13 protein-coding genes are annotated in these 18,008 nt (G+C 71.8%); 5 read left to right on the top strand and 8 right to left on the bottom strand.

All coding sequences use genetic code 11. From position 1 onward, the window contains the following. Window positions 1-25 precede the first annotated feature (25 nt). Window positions 26-1,525: a cryptochrome/photolyase family protein gene (locus tag NFT33_RS08615; RefSeq protein WP_251674624.1), complete on the top strand. Its 1,500-nt coding sequence runs from the start codon at window positions 26-28 to the stop codon at window positions 1,523-1,525. A gap of 32 nt (window positions 1,526-1,557) precedes the next feature. Here NFT33_RS08615 and NFT33_RS08610 read toward each other — a convergent pair whose 3' ends face one another. The 7 genes from NFT33_RS08610 to NFT33_RS08580 all read right to left on the bottom strand — a co-directional run bounded on the left by NFT33_RS08610 (window position 1,558) and on the right by NFT33_RS08580 (window position 12,778). Continuing rightward, entirely contained in the window at window positions 1,558-2,655 is a 1,098-nt protein-coding gene (locus tag NFT33_RS08610; protein WP_149502356.1) for a GGDEF domain-containing protein, read from the bottom strand. A 13-nt stretch (window positions 2,656-2,668) separates the two neighbouring features. Further along, entirely contained in the window at window positions 2,669-8,785 is a 6,117-nt protein-coding gene (locus NFT33_RS08605) for a hybrid sensor histidine kinase/response regulator (RefSeq protein WP_251674622.1), read from the bottom strand. A gap of 10 nt (window positions 8,786-8,795) precedes the next feature. Beyond that, complete coding sequence (locus NFT33_RS08600) at window positions 8,796-11,111, bottom strand: methyl-accepting chemotaxis protein (protein WP_251674620.1); 2,316 nt, start codon at window positions 11,109-11,111, stop codon at window positions 8,796-8,798. A 59-nt stretch (window positions 11,112-11,170) separates the two neighbouring features. Then, a complete protein-coding gene (locus NFT33_RS08595; protein ID WP_149502353.1) occupies window positions 11,171-11,701 on the bottom strand; it encodes a chemotaxis protein CheW in 531 nt (176 codons plus the stop codon). A 29-nt stretch (window positions 11,702-11,730) separates the two neighbouring features. Beyond that, window positions 11,731-12,096, bottom strand: a complete 366-nt coding sequence (locus NFT33_RS08590) for a response regulator (RefSeq protein WP_037480979.1) — start codon at window positions 12,094-12,096, stop codon at window positions 11,731-11,733. 14 nt (window positions 12,097-12,110) lie between these two features. Next, complete coding sequence (locus NFT33_RS08585; protein WP_149505108.1) at window positions 12,111-12,479, bottom strand: response regulator; 369 nt, start codon at window positions 12,477-12,479, stop codon at window positions 12,111-12,113. Between the two features lie 146 nt (window positions 12,480-12,625). Beyond that, window positions 12,626-12,778 carry a rubredoxin gene (locus NFT33_RS08580; protein WP_037480977.1) on the bottom strand — a complete coding sequence of 51 codons (153 nt, stop codon included), beginning with the start codon at window positions 12,776-12,778 and terminating at the stop codon, window positions 12,626-12,628. A 146-nt stretch (window positions 12,779-12,924) separates the two neighbouring features. On the opposite strand from NFT33_RS08580, the gene thiD reads away from it, so the two are divergent. The 4 genes from thiD to NFT33_RS08560 all read left to right on the top strand — a co-directional run bounded on the left by thiD (window position 12,925) and on the right by NFT33_RS08560 (window position 17,302). Continuing rightward, window positions 12,925-13,860, top strand: a complete 936-nt coding sequence (gene thiD, locus NFT33_RS08575; RefSeq protein WP_251674618.1) for a bifunctional hydroxymethylpyrimidine kinase/phosphomethylpyrimidine kinase — start codon at window positions 12,925-12,927, stop codon at window positions 13,858-13,860. Window positions 13,861-13,948: 88 nt separating this feature from the next. After that, window positions 13,949-15,241, top strand: coding sequence for a glutamate-1-semialdehyde 2,1-aminomutase (gene hemL, locus NFT33_RS08570; RefSeq protein ID WP_251674616.1), 1,293 nt, complete (start codon window positions 13,949-13,951; stop codon window positions 15,239-15,241). Between the two features lie 20 nt (window positions 15,242-15,261). Further along, complete coding sequence (locus NFT33_RS08565; protein WP_251674614.1) at window positions 15,262-16,137, top strand: D-hexose-6-phosphate mutarotase; 876 nt, start codon at window positions 15,262-15,264, stop codon at window positions 16,135-16,137. A 46-nt stretch (window positions 16,138-16,183) separates the two neighbouring features. Then, window positions 16,184-17,302, top strand: a complete 1,119-nt coding sequence (locus NFT33_RS08560; protein WP_251674612.1) for a sensor histidine kinase — start codon at window positions 16,184-16,186, stop codon at window positions 17,300-17,302. Window positions 17,303-17,320: 18 nt separating this feature from the next. On the opposite strand, the gene NFT33_RS08555 is transcribed toward NFT33_RS08560, so the two are convergent. Next, window positions 17,321-18,008 (bottom strand): IS5 family transposase (locus tag NFT33_RS08555; RefSeq protein ID WP_251674610.1); only part of this gene is annotated, 688 nt, incomplete at its 5' end.

Below are 18,008 nucleotides of genomic sequence, written 5' to 3'. Positions count from 1 at the left end.
TGTAGCGATCACGCACACTGCGCAGATGCCCACGCGACTGCCCCCCTCCCCCACGCTCGACCCGGTCGACCGGGCGCTGGTCTGGCTGCGCCGCGACCTGCGCGTCGACGACCATGCCGCGCTGCACCGCGCGCTGCGCCAGGCCCGCCAGGTCTGGTGCGTCTTCATTCTCGACACCACGATCCTGACCGGGCTGCCCCGGGCCGACCGCCGCGTCGAGTTCATCTGGCACGCGCTGCACGAGCTCGACCGGCGGCTGCGCGCGCTCGGCGGCGGCCTGATCGTGCGCCAGGGCGACCCGCGCGAGGAGATCCCGCGACTGGCTCGCGCGCTGCATGTGCAGGCCGTGCATGTCGCGCGCGACCACGAGCCCGCCGCGATCGCGCGCGACGCGAAGGTGCGCGGCGCGCTGGCCGACGCCGGCATCTCCTTCCTCAGCTGGAAGGACCAGGTGATCTTCGAGACCGACGAGGTGCTGACCGCCGCCGGCACGCCCTTCTCGGTCTTCACGCCCTACCGCAACGCCTGGCTGAAGAAGCTGGCCGAGGGCGGCGGCTTCTACCTGAAGGCCTATCCGGTCGAGCGCCACGCGCGCCATCTCGCCCCGGTGCCGACCGACTTCGACCTCGGCATCCCGACGCTGGAGGCGCTCGGCTTCGCGCCCACCGACATGGCCGCGCGGCTGCATCCGGGCGCCTCGGGCGGCGAGCACCTGCTGCTGGACTTTCTCGAGCGCATCGACCGCTACGACAGCAGCCGCGACTTCCCGGCCATCAAGGGCCCGAGCTACCTGAGCGTGCACCTGCGCTTCGGCACGGTGTCGATCCGCCAGCTCGCGCGGCTGGCGCACGAGCGGGTGACGGCCGGCTCGCGCGGCGCCGAGGTCTGGCTGTCGGAGCTGATCTGGCGCGACTTCTACTTCCAGATCCTGCACCACCATCCGCGTGTCGTCGGCCACTGCTTCAAGCCGGAGTACGACGCGATCCGCTGGGAGCACGGCAAGGCGGCCGATGCGCTGTTCGAGGCCTGGTGCGCCGGGCGGACCGGATACCCGATCGTCGACGCGGCGATGCGCCAGCTCGCGAAGACCGGCTACATGCACAACCGGCTGCGCATGATCGCCGCCAGCTTCCTGACCAAGCATCTGGGGATCGACTGGCGCCGCGGCGAGGCCTGGTTCGCGCTGCACCTGAACGACTTCGACCTGGCCGCCAACAACGGCGGCTGGCAGTGGGCGGCGTCCACCGGCTGCGATGCGCAGCCCTATTTCCGCATCTTCAACCCGATGACGCAGAGCCGGAAGTTCGATGCGGAGGGACGCTTCATCCGCCGCTATGTGCCGGAGCTGGCCGGGCTGGACGACGACGCGATCCACGCGCCCTGGCAGGCCCGGCCGATGGAGCGGCTGGCGGCGGGCGTGGAACTGGGCAGGACCTATCCGCAGCCGGTCGTCGACCATGACGAGGCGCGGGCACGCACGCTGGCGCGCTTCGAGGCGGTGAAGAAGGTCGCGGCGCGGCGCTGAGCCGCGGCGGCGCGGCCAGGCTCAGGCCAGACTCAGAACAGCTCGACCGAGCCGAACTTCATGTTGTCCTCGAGCTCGCCGGCCGCCACCAGCGCGAGCTGCGAACAGACCTGGTTGCGGCCGTGGGTCTTGCCGTAGTAGACCGCCTTGTCGGCCCGGTCGAAGCAGGCCTGCGGGGTGTCGCCGGCACGCACGTCGCTGAAGCCGATGCTGACCGTCGAGCGGCCGATGCCGATGAAGTAGTGGCTCTCCACCGCATGGCGGAAACGCTCGAAGGCGGCGCGGGCGCTGTCCTCGTCGGGCGCCGACAGCAGCACGACGAATTCCTCGCCGCCGAAGCGGTAGAGGCGGTCGTCATAGCGGAAGGTCGAGCGCATCAGCCGGGCCAGCACCGTCAGCGCCTCGTCGCCGACCAGATGACCGAAGCGATCGTTGATCTGCTTGAAATGGTCGATGTCGATGACACCGAGCCAGTAGCGCCGCGGGCCGTCCTGGCGGCGCTCGGGCACGGCCGTCGCGGTGGCGGCCACATCGTGCACCGAATAGAGCCGGTGCGCGTCGACCACCGTCGCCTGCAGGAAGGTGGAGTCGAAGCTCTTGCGGTTGAGCAGGCCGGTGAGCGTGTCGCGCTCGCTGTAGTCGAGCAGCGACATGTAGTTGCCATGCACCCGCAGCACGCAGGCCAGCAGCGTGCGCACCGAGTCGCTGACCGGCCGCGAGGAGCAGACCTCGAGCACGCCGGCGGTGTGCAGGTCGCCGGCCATCGGCAGCAGCAGCAGATGCCGTTCGCCCTGCACGGTCGTCGTCACCTCGGCCCGCTCGAAGCACTGCCAGTGCGAAGGCAGGCTGGAGAGCACCAGCGGATCGCGCTCGTCGTCGGGCAGCTGGTCGGCCACGATCGGCGGCTCGCGGCCGGCACGCTGGAGGCCGCACAGGATCCAGAAGCGCGGACCGTCGGCCTCGCCGATCAGGCGCCACAGCCGCACCTCCTGCACCCCGTCGGTGTCGGACAGCGCAGCCAGCAGGGCCGAGTCGATCATGACCCGCTCGCGGGTGCAGGTCATCTCGATCAGCAGATCCAGCGGTGCCGCGATGGACGGTGCACACCGGCTAGGTGGGTTCTGGGACATCTGGAAAACTCCGTCAGAGCGGGAGAGGTGCCGCTACATCGGCATGTCGACGGATCAGCCTTAGCAGTTCCTCCTCGCCATAGGGCTTGCCCAGATAGCCGTCGGCGCCCAGCTCGTGCGCAAGATCACGATGCTTCTGCGCAATCCGGGAGGTGATCATGATGACCGGCAGGTCCGCCAGGGCCGAATCGCCGCGGATGTTGCGCAGCAGGTCGAAGCCGTCCATGCGCGGCATCTCGATGTCGGACAGCACCACCGCCGGGCGCTCGCCGGCCAGCAGCTCCAGCGCCTCCATGCCGTCCTTGGCCAGCGCGACCCGCAGGCCCTCGCGCTCGAGCAGCCGCCGGGTGATGCGCCGCACCGTGAGCGAGTCGTCGACCACCAGCACCAGCGGCGCAGGCCGCACCGGCTCGAGCGGCGCGGTGCCGCGCGGCAGCGCCTCGGGCACCTGCATCAGCTGCTGCGCCTCGGCGCCGTAGACCGCCGCCAGCGTGACCGGGTTGTAGATCAGCGCGACCGCGCCGGAGGCCAGCAGCGTCATGCCGGCCAGCCCCGGCAGGCGCGAGAGCTGCGGCCCCAGGTTCTTGACCACCACTTCATGGCTGCCGAGCACCTCGTCGACCTGCAGCGCCACCCGCTGCTGCGCCGAGCGCACCACCACCAGCGGCAGGGTGCGTGCACCGGCCATCTCCAGGCTGTGTCCGCTGCCGCCCAGCAGCGCGCCGAGCCAGTAGAACGGCAGACGCAGGCCGCCGTACAGGTACTGGCCGTCATGCGCGGCCTGCTGCACCTGCTCGAGCGGCTGGCGCTGCACCAGCTCGACCAGATGGGACGGCACCGCGATCGAGCGGCTGCCCGCCCGCAGCAGCACCACCTGCGTGACCACCGTCGTCAGCGGCATGACCAGCCGGAAGCGCGTGCCGCGCCCGGCACGGCTGAGGATCTCGATGCGCCCGCCCAGCGCCTGCACCTCGGACTTGACCACATCCATGCCGACACCGCGCCCGGCCACCTCGGTCAGCACCTCGACCGTGGACAGCCCCGGCGCGAAGATCAGGTTCGCCAGCTCATGCTCGTCGAGCCGGGCGCCCTCGGCGATCAGGCCCATCTCGACCGCACGGCGGCGGATGCGCGGCAGATCCAGGCCGGCGCCATCGTCGCGGACCTCGACGCTGACCTCGTTGCCTTCCTGCTCGAGCGTGATGACGATGCTGCCGGTCGGATCCTTGCCGGCGCCCTGGCGCTGCTCGGGTGGCTCGATGCCGTGGGTGACGCAGTTGCGCAGCAGGTGTTCGAGCACCGCGTTCATGCGGTCGAGCACGCCGCGGTCGACCTCGATCGAGCCGCCGACGATGTCGAAGCGCACCTGGCGGCCGGTCTCCTTCGCCGCCAGCCGCACCACGCGGTACAGCCGCTCGGACAGGCTCTCGAACTCGACCATGCGGGTGCGCAGCAGATCGCCCTGCAGCTCGCGGGTCAGCCGGGCCTGCGCGGCCAGTTCGTCCTCGGCGGTCTGCAGCGTGCGCTGCAGCGCGCCGCGCACGGTGGCCACGTCGTTGACCGACTCGGCCATCATGCGGGTGAGTTCCTGCAGCCGGGTGTAGCGGTCGAGCTCGAGCGGATCGAACTCCTGCGCCGCCGCCCGCGCGGCCGCCTGGCGCGACTCGAGCTGGGTGTCGGCCTGCAGCGTCACGTCATGGAGCTGGCGGCCCAGGCGCTCGAGGTTGTCGGTGAGGTCGCCCAGCGAGCCGCGGATCTGCGCCAGCTCGGACTCCAGCCGCGAGCGGGTGATGCTGACCTCGCCGGCCAGATTGACCAGCCGGTCGAGCAGCGGCGCACGCACCCGCAGCGGCTGCGGGTTGACCGGCGCGCGCTCGGGCGGCTGCGGCATCGCCGGCATCGCGGCGGCAGCGGCCAGGTAGCGGCTCCAGTCGACGCCCTCGCCGGGCTGCGCCGGCGGCAGCGCGGGCGCGGACTCGGCGGGCGGCTGCGCAGCCACCGCGGCACCGGCCGGCACCACAGCCGTCCGGGGCGGATCGACCAGCGAGATCATCGCCGCTTCCGGCGGATGGTTGGGGCGGCTCGGCTCGACCGGCGGCAGCGGTGCCGGCCGGGTGGCCCAGGACACCGTCAGCGTCGAAGGCGCACCGGCCTGACGGGCGCACAGCGCCTCGAAGGCCGCCGACAGCGCATCGATCTGGCGCGACAGCCGCTGCAGGCCCGGCCCGTCTGGCGCCATGCCCAGCGCCTCGACCGCCGACTCCAGGCGGTGCGCCATCTCGCCCAGGCGCATCGCGCCGGCCAGCCGTGCGCTGCCCTTGAAGGTGTGCAGCGCCCGCATCAGCGCCGGCGCCGGCTCGCGCAGATCGGGGTCGCGCTGCCAGGCGGCGCCCTGCATCTCGATCAGCGGCAGCAGCTCCTGGGCCTCCTCGACGAAGATCGGGAACAGGTCGGCATCGACCTGATCGATCTGGTCGATGTCGGCCTCGAGCTCGGGATCGGGCTGGCGCGCGGATGACGGCGCCAGAACGGGCAGGGGCTGCGGCGCCGCCGCTGCCACGTCAGGCGCCATGTCGGCCGCCCCCACGGCCCTGTCACCGCTCAGACCGTCCGTCGGCGCAGGCAGGCGGCGCGGCACCTCGTCGAGCCAGGCCTGCAGCCGCTCCAGCACCGCCGGCGAGGCCGGCCGCAGGAAGCCGGCGGCGAACTGGTGCAGCAGCCGACGGATGTCGTCGCTGACGGTGACGAAGAGCTCGGCGTCCCCCGCCTCGAGCAGGGCATGGCGCTGCAGCGAGGGCACCTGCTGCAGCGCCTGCTCGAGCAGCCGGGCCAGCTGGGCCAGGTCGGTGAAGCCCACGGTGGCGGAGTTGCCGGCCAGCCGGTGCGCCAGCACCACCACCTCGGCGTCGAGCGCGCGCGGCAGCTCCATCGACCACAGCGTCAGCTCGGTGCCGAGCCGGCGCGAGACCTCGTCGGCCTCGTTCAGATAGATGTTGAACAGCGGGATCTGCAGCCGCAGCGGACCGATGACCTTGATCTGGTCGGCATCCGGATCGCGCTCGGGCTGGGCCGCGCGCAGCACCTCCGCGCCGACCTGGGCCCGGAATTCCTCGAGCTGGATCACCTCGGCCCCGGCCGGCGCGGCATCGGCATCGGCGTCCGGCATCTCGAGCGTCAGCGGCTCGAGTTCGGTGATCGGCGCGACCGGCTCGCGCACCAGATCGGACTCGGCCATCAGACCGCCCGCATGCGTGGTGGACGGAGACTGGGTGTCGGTCGGCGCCGGCATGTCCACCGGCTCGGCCTGCGCCACCACCTCGGCCGGCGCCGGATCGGGGGCCAGATCGAGATCCAGATCCAGGCCGGACGCGGGTGCGGGTGCGGGCAAGTCGGCCGACGCCGGGTACGGCTCGCCCAGATCCAGGTCGAGCAGCTCGACCGGCGGCGGCGCCGCGTGTGCGGTCTCGGGCAGCAGCAGCAGATCCATCGGCCGGGTGGCCTGCAGCGGCTCCATCAGCGGCGCGGTCTGGGTGCCGATCGGCACCTCCAGGTCGACCTCCAGGTCCACCGCCGGCTCGGCGCCGGGCAGGCCGACGGACCCATGCGCCGGCATCGGCAGCGGCCGGCTCTCGCCCGGCAGCACCACGCGCATCAGCTCGCCGGCCTGGCGCATCGCCTCGGCGGCGGCGATCAGCGGCTCGGGCAGGAAGATCTGCGCGTCGCCTCCGGCGATCGCCTCGGTCCAGGCCGACAGGTAGGCGATGGCGTCCCCGGTCAGCGTGCGCAGGTTCGGCGTGGCCGGCACCTGCGCGGCCAGCCAGTGGTTGTAGAGCTGCTCGCAGGACCAGGCGGCCTCGCCATAAGCGTTCAGGCCGACCATGCGCGCGCTGCCCTTCAGGGTATGGAAGGCGCGGCGCAGCCGGGTGATCAGCGTGAGACTGGACGGATCGGCCTCGAGCTGCCGCAGCGCGTCGGTCGCATCGGCGATCACCTCGCGCGACTCCTCGAGGAAGACGTCGCGCATCTCGTGATCGTCCTCCAGGCCGGTCGGCGCGAAGGCGGGCGGCTCGGCCAGCGGCGGCGGCGCCAGCGGACGCTCGGTCAGCGGCGGCCCCAGCGGGTCGAAGTCCAGCGGTGCGGTCGCGGTGGCGACGAAGTCCTGCACCGCCTGCACCGCCTGCGCCCGCCCGGCGCCATCGGCCTGCGTCAGCGCCTGGCGGGCCGCCTCGAGGCGATCGCTGAGCGCCGGCACCGCCGCCACCCTCGACTCGTCCTGCAGCGCCTGCAGCTGCGAGGAGATCTGGTCGAGCGGCAGCGTCGCCTCCCGCACCGCCTCGACCAGCGCCTCGGCGCGCTCGATCACGTCGACATCGACCGCCGAGCGCCCCATCAGCGGCGCCAGCACGCCCAGACGTTCGTCGAAGACGAACAGGGTGCGCGCCACCTGCGGCTGCACGCCCAGCATGTCGACCAGGAAGCCGAGCGCGCCCAGATTGGCCGCCAGACGCTGGAAGGCGCCCAGCGTGACCGAATCCTGCGGCCCGCGGTCGTCATGCAGCAGCTGCTCGACATCGGCGCGCATGCGCTGCAGCGTCGAGATGCCGGCATCGAGCCCCAGCACCGAGAGCACGCCGCGCATCGCGCCGAGCTGGCCCGGCACCGGCGCCAGCAGGCCGCTCTCGCGCGGGGAGCGGAAGAACTGGTCGATCTGGCGCTCGACCTCGAGCAGCGCGCCGCGCAGCTCCTGCACCACGCTGCCCAGGGTCTGGCGGTCGCTGACCCGGCGGTAGAGTTCCTCCATCCAGGGCTCGAGCGGCTGGGCGGGATGGCCGGACAGCACCCGGCCGATGCGCTCGGCCAGCCGGTGCGCGGGCGCGGCCACGCCGCCGTCGAAATCGCCCGCGTCGATCGCGGCCTCGAGATAGAGCAGGCTGGTCGCGACCTCCATGCCCAGCTCGGGCTGGGGCGCGCGGCCGCTGCGCAGCGTCGTCTCGGCGGCCTGGCTCAGGGCGCCGGCCAGCGCACGGCCGTCGGCGTAGAGCCGGCTGACCGAATCGCCCACCAGCGAGAAGGTCTCGCCCAGATGCAGCATGCGCTGCGCGTCGCCGGCCGCAGCCGCATCCCAGGCCTCCTTGGCGGCCTGCAGGCGACGGCGCGCCTGCAGCACCAGCGCCGGATCACGCCGGCCGTAGAGCGGCTCGTCATAGCTGACCAGCGGCTCGGGCACCAGATGCCAGGCGGCATGGACCGCACGCAGCCACGGCGCCGCCTGCGCCTCGGCCGGCCAGGCACGCGCGCAGTGGAACAGCAGATCCTGGGCCAGACGGTCGGACAGGTCCGGATCGCCCTTGACCCGGCCGCGCAGCTGCGCCATCACCCGCGAGGCGCTGCGCTTGACATACAGGTCGGGCGCCAGCAGCGCCAGCGCCCAGGCCTCGAAGAAGGCCGCGGCCAGCCGCCACAGCGCCTGCTCATGGCCTGCGCTGGCCGCGCCCAGCACCGCGCACTCGCGCGACAGCGCGGCCGCGGCGCCCGGATGGTTCTGGCGCATCAGCACCAGCAGCGCCTTCTCGAAGCGCGCCAGCTGCGTCGCGTCGGCCGGCTTCACCAGCGCCGCCGGCACCTCGACAGCGGCCGGCAGCGCATGCCACTGCCAGTCGCGCCGCCACAGATCGGCCGGATGAATGCGCTCGGCGCCGGTCAGCTCCAGCAGCGTGCGCCACTGCGCGAACAGCCCGACCGGCTGCACCGGCTGGCCGGCGAGCTTGCGCGCCAGGAAGTCGAGCAGCGCGAACAGCGCCTTCTCGACCGCCTCGACGCCGGCGCCGTCCAGGCGCTGCGGCCGCGCCACGAAGCGCTGCACCAGCTGCTCGGCCGAACGCATCACCAGCGCGGCCTCCGGCAGGTTGACCAGCTCGAGCGCGCCGGCGCCCTGATGGATCTGCTGGCGGGCCTGGCGCAGGATGGACGGATCGACATCGTCGAGGTCCGAGCGGTCGGCCTCGCCGACCTCGCGCAGGTAGCGGCGCAGCGACTTCTGGGCCGACTCCAGCGTGCGGCGCAGCTCGTCATGGACCCAGGCAAGTGCGCTGAGATCGTCGGTCGGGGCGGTGTCTCGGGGCGATGACATGGGAACTCGCTCAGCTGATCTTGAAGCGCGCCACCGACTGCCGCAGCTCCTCGGCAGTGCGCGAGAGCTGCCGGACCAGCTGCGCGGTGGACCGGGTGCCTTCGCCGGTCTGCTCGGTGACCGCGAAGATGTGCTGGATGTTCTGCGCGACGATGGTCGCCGACTCGGCCTCCAGGCGGGACTGTGCCGAGATGGCCTCGATCAGTTCGGCAAGCTGGCGCGAGACGCGGTCGATCTCGGTCAGCGCGGTGCCGGCGTTGTCGGAGAGCTTGGCGCCCTCGACCACGCCCTGGGTCGAGCGCTCCATCGCCACCACCGCATCGGCGGTGTCGGTCTGGATGGTCTTGACCAGCGCCGCGATCTGGCGGGTGGCATCGGCCGAGCGCTCGGCCAGGCGCTGCACCTCCTCGGCCACGACCGAGAAGCCGCGCCCCGCCTCGCCGGCCGACGCGGCCTGGATCGCGGCGTTGAGCGCCAGCACATTGGTCTGCTCGGTGATGTCGGAGATCAGCTCGGTGATCTCGCCGATCTCCTGCGAGGACTCGCCCAGGCGCTTGATGCGCTTGGAGGTCTCCTGGATCTGCTCGCGGATGGTGTTCATGCCGCCGATGGTGTCGAGCACCGCGGTCAGGCCCGAGGTCGCCGCCGACAGCGAGTGGCGCGCCACGTCGGCCGACTGCTGCGCCTGGCCCGAGACGCGCTGGATGCGCCCGGCCATCTGCAGCACCGCCTCGCCGGTCTCGCGGATCTCGCGCAGCTGCTCGTCGGACGCGGCCAGCAGCTCGGTGGAGGTGGCCTCGACCTGCTGCGTGGTGTCGGTCACCCGCGCGACCGTGCCTTGCACCTGCGAGACGAGCGAGCGCAGTTCCTCGACGGTGTAGTTGACCGAATCGGCGATCGCGCCGGTGATGTCCTCGGTCACGGTGGCCTGCTGCGTCAGGTCGCCTTCGGCCACGGTCTGCAATTCGTTCATCAGCCGCAGGATCGCCGCCTGGTTGGCGTCGTTGACGCGCTTGGCCTCGCGCTCCTGGCGCTCGGCCTCCAGGCGCTGGCTGTCCGACAGCAGCGCGCGGGTGCGCTGGTCATGGGTGAAGACCATCAGCAGGCCGACGCCACCGACCGCGCCCAGCAGCAGCGACACCGCCAGCAGCGCCACATTGAACCAGCCCAGCCCGCCGGCCGAGCCGATGCCGGTGCGCACCTGCTCCAGGCCGAGGCGCAGCACCTCGGCATCGGTGATGATCGCTGCCTGGGCCTCGCGGGCCGACACCAGGCCCTGCAGATTGCCCAGGATCGCGCCGGCCTGGACGCGCAGCTCGTCATGCGCCTTCAGCAGCGCCTCGAGCCGGGCGCGCAGCGCCGGGTCGCGGGTGGCGGTCAGGCGCAGGTCGGCATTGCCGTCGAGCAGGCCGCGGGCGATGTCGCGGAAGCTGTTGAGATCCTTGCCGAGCAGGAACAGCGCCTCCGGCGAGACGCCCTCGATCGTCAGCGCCTCGTTGGCGGACTTGCCGATGCGCTGGGTCAGCATCACCAGCCGGCCGGCGGCCGACACCTCGGCCGGCAGCGCATCCTGCTGCACCTTGGACGCGGCCACCGCCTCGGCGGTCTCCAGCAGCTCGCCGGACTGGCGGTTGATCGCCTTGAGCGCCTGCGAGACCTGGGTCAGCAGCTTTTCCTGCGCCAGCACGGTGGCGGCATGGCGCTCGGTCTTCTCGACCACCGCCAGCAGCGGCTCGATCTGGCCGCGCGCATGCAGCGGCAGCGCCTGCAGGCCGGTCTCGGGCCGGCCGCCATGCAGGCCGCGCACATCGGCCGACAGCACCGCGGCGGCATCGCGCACCTCGGCGAAGGCCTCGGGGCGGCCGGCCACCGCCTGCAGCACCGACTTGGCCAGCCGCTGCGACTGCATCAGCGCCTGGCCGGTCGCGCCGACCTGCGCGGCACTGCCGCCGGCCGAGCGCGCGGTCAGCACCGAGGCCAGCACCAGGCCGAGCACGCCCGCCGCCAGCACGCCGCCGAGCAGGCGCTGCTGGCGATCCGACGACCAGTGGCCGATCAGCGGCAGGCGCGCGCCCGATCCCGGCTGCGGCTGGCGCTCGAGGGCTTCGGCCACGCGACGCGGCCCGGCCACCGCCAGCACCGAGGGCGAGGCCTCGCTGATGATCGCGTCAGGCACCGACACGGTGGTGCCCAGCCCGCTGTCCTGGACGGTGTCGCGCAGATCGGCCTCGAGGCCCGAATACGGGCCGGAGAGCGAGGAATCCTCGTGCTGCGCGGCATCGCGGTCCTTGCGGCCGCGCCCCTTGAGCCTGTCCATGAAACTCATCCACGCCTCGTCTTTCCTGTGTCTTGTCGTCCGGCCGCCGGCAGCGGCGACCGGCGGGGTCATCGGGCGGCGACGATGCGCAGGAAACGCTCCTCGCGCGGCAGCATCGACAGCCGGATCTCCTGCCACAGCCGCCCGGCCCCGTCGCGCCAGCAGCCCCCGGCGAAGGCGGGCGCCGTCGCGTCGGCCGACGCCACCGCCTGCATCTGCTCAGGATGGCGCAGCCCGGCCAGCCGATCGACCAGCAGCGCCACATTGATGTCCAGGCTCGGGTTGAAGGCCACCACATGCGCCTGGTCGCGCACCGCGACGGGCACCCGCTCTCGCAGGCCCAGCACCCCGGCCAGATCGACCACGCCGGTCAGCGAGCCGCGCAGATTGGCCACGCCCAGGAACCAGGGTTCGGTGTGCGGCACCTCCAGCAGCGCGCCGGGCTGGAAGATCTCGCCGGCCTCGGCCAGCGGGAACAGCAGCGCCTGGCCGGCGCACTCGACCGCCAGCCAGCCCGACACATGCTCGATGCTGCGCACCTCCTGCAGCCGCTCGGCCAGGCGGCCCTGCAGGGCCCTGAGCGCTTCCTTGTTGGCCATCGTCGCGTCCCGTCCTGTGGTGGGCCGGCTCAGCCGAAGGCCCGGATCTTCTGGACGAGCTCGCCCGGATCGACCGGCTTGACCACATAGTCGCGCGCGCCCTGGCGCATGCCCCAGACCTTGTCGGTCTCCTGGCCCTTGCTGGTGCACATGATCACCGGCACGTCGGCATAGCGCGGATCGCGGGTGATGGTGCGGGTGAGCTGGAAGCCGTTCTGCCCGGGCATGACCACATCCATCAGGATCAGGTCGGGCTTTTCCTCGGCGATGCGGCGCAGCGCCTCGTCGCCGTTCTCGGCGGTGCGGACACGGTAGCCCTGGCGCACCAGCAGGTCCGACAGCACATGCAGCTCGGTGCGGGAATCGTCGACCAGCAGGATGCTGCGGATGGTCATCGGGTCAGCCCCGCTCACGCCTCGACCCGGCCATGCTGCTGCACGGCCTGCAGCAGCTGGTCCTTGGTGAAGGGCTTGGTCAGATAGTCCTCGGAGCCGACCATGCGGCCACGCGCCTTGTCGAACAGCCCGTCCTTGGACGACAGCATGATCACCGGCACGCTGGCGAACTGCGGATTGCGCTTGATGATCGCGCAGGTCTGGTAGCCGTCCAGGCGCGGCATCAGGATGTCGCAGAAGATCAGGTCGGGACGGTGGTCGCTGACCTTGGCCAGCGCGTCGAAGCCGTCCTCGGCCAGCACCACCTCGCAGCCGCCCTGCTTCAGGAAGATCTCGGCGCTGCGGCGAATGGTGTTGCTGTCGTCGATGACCAGCACCCGCATCGCGGTGCGCTCGCGTGCCGCATCGAGGGGCGTCGAATCAGGTTCCAGTTCCACGGCGACCTTTCCTCGGTTGAAGCCATCGTCAGCGTTGCAGGGCCAGGACCGGCCACCGCGGAACAGGCGCCGGTCCGCGGATCCTGCGGGGGTCAGATCTCGACCATCTCGAAGTCGTCCTTGCGGGCGTCGCACTCCGGGCAGGTCCAGTTCATCGGCACGTCCGCCCAGGCGGTTCCGGGCGCGATGCCGTGCTCGGGATCACCGGCGGCCTCGTCATAGATCCAGCCACAGATCAGGCACATCCAGGTTTTCGGGGAACTCACGGCAGAGGGTCAGCTTGTCACTACAATGGCTGAGGATTGTAGCCACTGGCCTTGCCCGAAAAGCAAGAACAGGCAGCAAGCTCCGCAACAATTCCCAGAAACCTCCCGCGCCCGAATACCCCCGGATGAACCCCATCGCAACCGATCCCGCCAGCGAAGACCCCCAGGACCTGCCGGCCCCGGCTTGCGTGATGAGCTTCAATGCCAGTGACGCCACCGGTGCCGGCGGCATCGCCGGCGACATCGCCACCATCGCCGCGATGGGCGCGCATGCGCTGCCGGTGGTCGCCACCATCGTGATGCGAGACACCGCCGAGGTCTTCGAGCAGGTCACGCTCGAGGCCGACGCGGTGACCGAACAGGCCCGCGGCGTGCTGGAAGACGTGACCCTCTCGGCCTGGAAGGTCGGCTTTCTCGGCAATGCCGAGACGGTCGGCGCCGTCGCCGAGGTGCTCTCCGACTATCCCGACGTGCCGCTGGTCACCTACCTGCCCACGCTGTCCTGGATGGACGACGAGGACGAGGCCCAGGCCTATCTCGACGCGCTGCGCGAGCTGGTGCTGCCGCAGACCGAGGTGCTGGTGGGCAACCAGAAGACGCTGACCGACTTCCTGCTGCCCGAGTGGGACGCCGAGCGCCCGCCCTCCGCACGCGAGCTGGCGGTGGCCGCCGGCGAGCATGGCGCCAGCTATGTGCTGGTGACCGGCGTGCAGCTGCCCAACAACCAGGTCGACAATGTGCTGGCCTCGCCGCAGGGCGCGATCACCGGCGAGAAGTTCGAGCGCTTCGACACCAGCTTCATCGGCGCCGGCGAGACGCTGTCGGCGGCGCTGGCCGCACTTCTGGCCACCGGCCAGGAACTGCACCTGGCGGTGTCGGAGGCGCTGGCCTTCCTCGACCAGTCGCTCGACGCGGGCTTCCGTCCGGGCATGGGCAATGTCGTGCCCGACCGCTTCTTCTGGGCGCTGCCGCCCGAGGACGAGGAAGGCGAGACCGGCGCCGAAGACCCGATGACGGCCGGCCTGGAGCCCGCGCCCGGCAAGCCGCGCAGCATCCACTGATCCTTCCTTCGGCCGATCGGGGTCCGCCCGGACCGGACGGACGCCCGCGGCCCCCACAAGACCGCCGGCTCCGACCGGCCCGCGACCGATGACCACCAACGACCAGCTGTTCGAGCGCGCCCGCCAGGTGATTCCCGGCGGCGTCAATTCTCCCGTGCGCGCCTTCCGCGCCGTCGGCGGCACGCCGCGTTTCATCCAGCGCGCCCAGGGCGCCTACATGTGGGACGCCGAGGGCACGAAGTACATCGACTACATCGGCTCCTGGGGCCCGATGATCCTCGGCCACGGCCACCCGGCGGTGCTGGAGGCGGTGCAGAAGGCCGCGGTCGAGGGCTTCAGCTTCGGCGCGCCCACCGAGCGCGAGGTCGAGCTGGCCGAGGAGATCATCCGCCATGTGCCGAGCATCGAGCAGGTGCGCCTGGTCAGCTCCGGCACCGAGGCCGGCATGAGCGCGATCCGCCTGGCGCGCGGCGCCACCGGCCGCTCGAAGATCATCAAGTTCGAGGGCTGCTACCACGGCCACGCCGACGCGCTGCTGGTCAAGGCCGGCTCGGGCCTGGCGACCTTCGGCCACCCGACCAGCGCCGGCGTGCCGGCCGAGGTGGTGCAGCACACGCTGGTGCTCGAGTACAACAACCTCGAGCAGATCGAGGAGGCCTTCAAGGCCCACGGGCCCGAGATCGCCTGCGTGATGATCGAGCCGATCGCCGGCAACATGAACTTCGTGCGCGCGGCCGTGCCTTTCGTGCGTCGCATCCGCGAGCTGTGCGACCAGCATGGCGCGCTGTTCATCTTCGACGAGGTGATGACCGGCTTCCGGGTCGCGCCGGGCTCGGCGCAGAGCCTGTACGCCGCGGCGATTCCGGGCTTCCGCCCGGACATCTCGGTGTTCGGCAAGGTCATCGGCGGCGGCATGCCGCTGGCGGCCTTCGCCAGCTCGCGGCGCATCATGGCGCACCTGGCGCCGCTGGGCGGCGTCTACCAGGCCGGCACGCTCAGCGGCAACCCGGTGGCCACCGCCTGCGGCCTGGCCACGCTGCGCGAGATCAGCCGCCCCGGCTTCTTCGACGCGCTGGGCGCCAAGACCCGCGCGCTGGTCGACGGCCTGAAGGGCGCGGCCGACGCCGCCGGCGTGCCCTTCAGCGTCGACAGCCAGGGCGGCATGTTCGGCTTCTTCCTGATGCCGGAGCTGCCGCAGAACTACACCACGGTGATGACCACCGACCAGCCGCGCTTCAACCGCTTCTTCCACGGCATGCTGGACCGCGGCATCTACCTGGCGCCTGCGCTGTATGAAGCCGGCTTCGTCAGCGCCGCGCACACCGACGCCGACATCGCCGCGACGGTGGCCGCCGCCGCCGAGGTCTTCCGCACCCTCTGATCCCCCAGTCTCCACGCACGATGAGCGACGACACCGCCCTGCCCCGCGCCTCGCAACCCACCGGCGCCTGCCTGTTCGACGGCCAGCCGGCCGTGCATCTGCGCTCGCCCGCCGGCGCGCAGGCGACCGTCCTGCTGCACGGCGCGCATGTCGTGTCGTGGATTCCGGCGCTCGGCGAGGAGCAGCTCTACCTCTCGCCCACCAGCGCGCTGGGCGGCACGGCCGCGGTGCGCGGCGGCGTGCCGGTGATCTTCCCGCAGTTCAACCAGCAGGGCCCGCTGCCCAAGCACGGCTTCGCGCGCAACCGCGCCTGGGCGCTGCAGGAGGCCACCGTGCGCGGCGAGCACGCCTTCGCGGTGCTGCGCCTGGATGCCGACGAGGCCACCCGCGCGATCTGGCCGCACGGCTTCGCGGTGGAGATGACGATCAGCGTCGACGCCCGTCGCCTCGAGATGGAGCTGGCCGTGATCAACACCGGCGACAGCACGATCGAGTTCCAGGCCGCGCTGCACACCTACCTGCGCTGCGGCGACGTGCGCCGCGCGCAGCTCGAGGGTCTGCAGAACGTCAACTACCAGGACGCCGTCATCGACCAGCCGCGCCAGCAGTGGGTCGACGTGGTCACCATCGCCCAGGAGCTCGACCGCATCTACTGGGAGGCGCCGCGCGAGCTGCTGCTGCGCGAGGCCGGCCGCAAGGTGCGCATCATCGCCAGCCAGTTCGAGGACACGGTGGTCTGGAACCCCGGCCCCGAGAAGTGCGCCAGCCTGCCCGACATGCCCGACGAGGACTGGCCGCTGATGCTCTGCGTCGAGGCCGCGCAGATCGGCAACCCGGTGCGCCTGAGCCCGGGCGAGGAATGGGCCGGCATGCAGACGCTGGTGGCCGAGGACTGAAGCGTCCGGACGCCGGGACGCGCCGCCGCCATGCGCCATGCCTGACATGCATGCCCGCCGCGTCCGGCTCCATCAGCTGGCGGCGCTGCAGCGCAACACGCCGTTCATCGTGCTCGGCAGCCTGCTGGTGGCGGCCGCGCAGACCGGCGTGCTGCTGGACGTCGTGCCGGCCCGCCGGCTGGACCCCTGGCTGGCGCTGCTGGGCCTGCACTCGGTGCTGCGCTTGGCGCTGTGGCGCCACACCGCGCGGCGCCGGGACTGGCCGAGCAGGGTCGACGCGCTGCTGCGGCGACACACCGCGCTCTCGCTGACCTCCGGCCTGCTGTGGGCGGGCGGCGCCCTGGCCTTCCTGCCGCACGGCCAGATCGAACACCGGCTGCTGGTGATCTTCATGCTGGCCGGCATGGTGTCGAGCTCGCTGCATTCGCAGACCATCCACCTGCCCGCCTTCATGGCCTTCTTCCTGCCCTGCGCGGTCGGTTCGGTGGGCGGCAGCCTGGCGCTGGGCGGCACGCTGTATCAGGCAGTGGCCTTCGCCGTGTTCGCCTATGTGCTGCTGACGATCCGCTTCGCGCGCACCCTCAACGGCAAGCTGGTCGAGTCGCTGCGGGCCCGCTTCGAGATCGCGGCCCTGGCCGAGCGCCTGCGCGAGCAGAAGGACGCCGCCGAGCAGGCCAACATGGCCAAGTCGCGCTTCCTGGCCGCGGCGAGCCACGATCTGCGCCAGCCGGTGCACAGCCTGTCGCTGCTGGTGGGCACGCTGCGGCAGGAGCCGCTGCCGGACACCGCCCGCCCGATCGTCGATCACATCGGCGAGGCGGTGCGCACGCTGGGCACGCTGTTCTCGTCGCTGCTGGACATCTCTCGGCTGGATGCCGGCGTGATGGAGGCCCGCCCCCGCGCGGTGGCCCTGCGCCCGCTGCTGGCGCGGCTGGCCGAGGAGGCCCGGCCGCTGGCCCAGGCCAAGGGGCTGACGCTGCACCTGCACGGCCCCGCGCTCGCGGTGCGGACCGATCCGGTGCTGCTGGAGCGCATCGTGCGCAACCTGCTGTCGAACGCCATCCGCTACACCGACCGAGGCCGCGTCGTGCTGGGCTGCCGCCGGCGCGGCGCGCACATCGAGGTGCAGGGGCTCTGTTGCACAAACCCACGAGCAGACCCCTGACCCCAACCCCAGACGGACTCATGCCACGGCACCCACCGGCACGGTCTGCGCCCGGCCGATCTGACCGAAGCGGTTGAGCAGGGCCACGCGCACATGCAGCTCCACCACCTGACGCTCGAAGGTGCGCGCCGTGACCCGCTCGCCCAGGCGCTTGAGGCAGTGCATCTTGGTCTCCACCAAGCTGCGTCGGTGATAGCCGCTCCACGTCTTCCAGATGCTTGTGCCCAGGCGCTGGCATGCCCGGACGGCCTCGTTTCGGGACTCGGATCCCGGACTGCAGCGGCGCCACAGGCGAGCGTTCTTGCGCGGTGCGATCACTGCCACCGCGCCGCGCTGCGCGATCGCATCCCGGCACGCCCTCGTGTCGTAGGCGCCGTCTGCGGTGACGCTGGCAATGGCCTCGTCCGGCGCGATCTGCGCCAGCAGCTCGGGCAGCATCGGCGCGTCGCCAATCGCATTGCTCGTGACCTCGACCGCACGGATCTCCAGCGTCTGCGCGTCGATGCCCAGATGCACCTTGCGCCACTCGCGGCGATACTCGGCCCCGTGCTTCCTGCGCTTCCACTCACCCTCGCCGAGGAACTTGACCCCCGTGCTGTCGACCAGCAGCTGCAGGGGCTCGGCGCTGGGACGGTAGGTGATCTGGGCCTGCAGCGTCTTCTGACGTCGGCACACCGTGCTGTAGTCCGGCACCGGCCAGTCCAGC

The sequence above is a fragment of the Sphaerotilus sp. FB-3 genome, assembly GCF_023706025.1.
GTDB classification, from domain to species: domain Bacteria; phylum Pseudomonadota; class Gammaproteobacteria; order Burkholderiales; family Burkholderiaceae_C; genus Sphaerotilus; species Sphaerotilus sulfidivorans.
The sequence above is the reverse complement of the archived record's forward strand: the minus strand, read 5'-3'. Positions and strand labels throughout refer to the sequence as shown.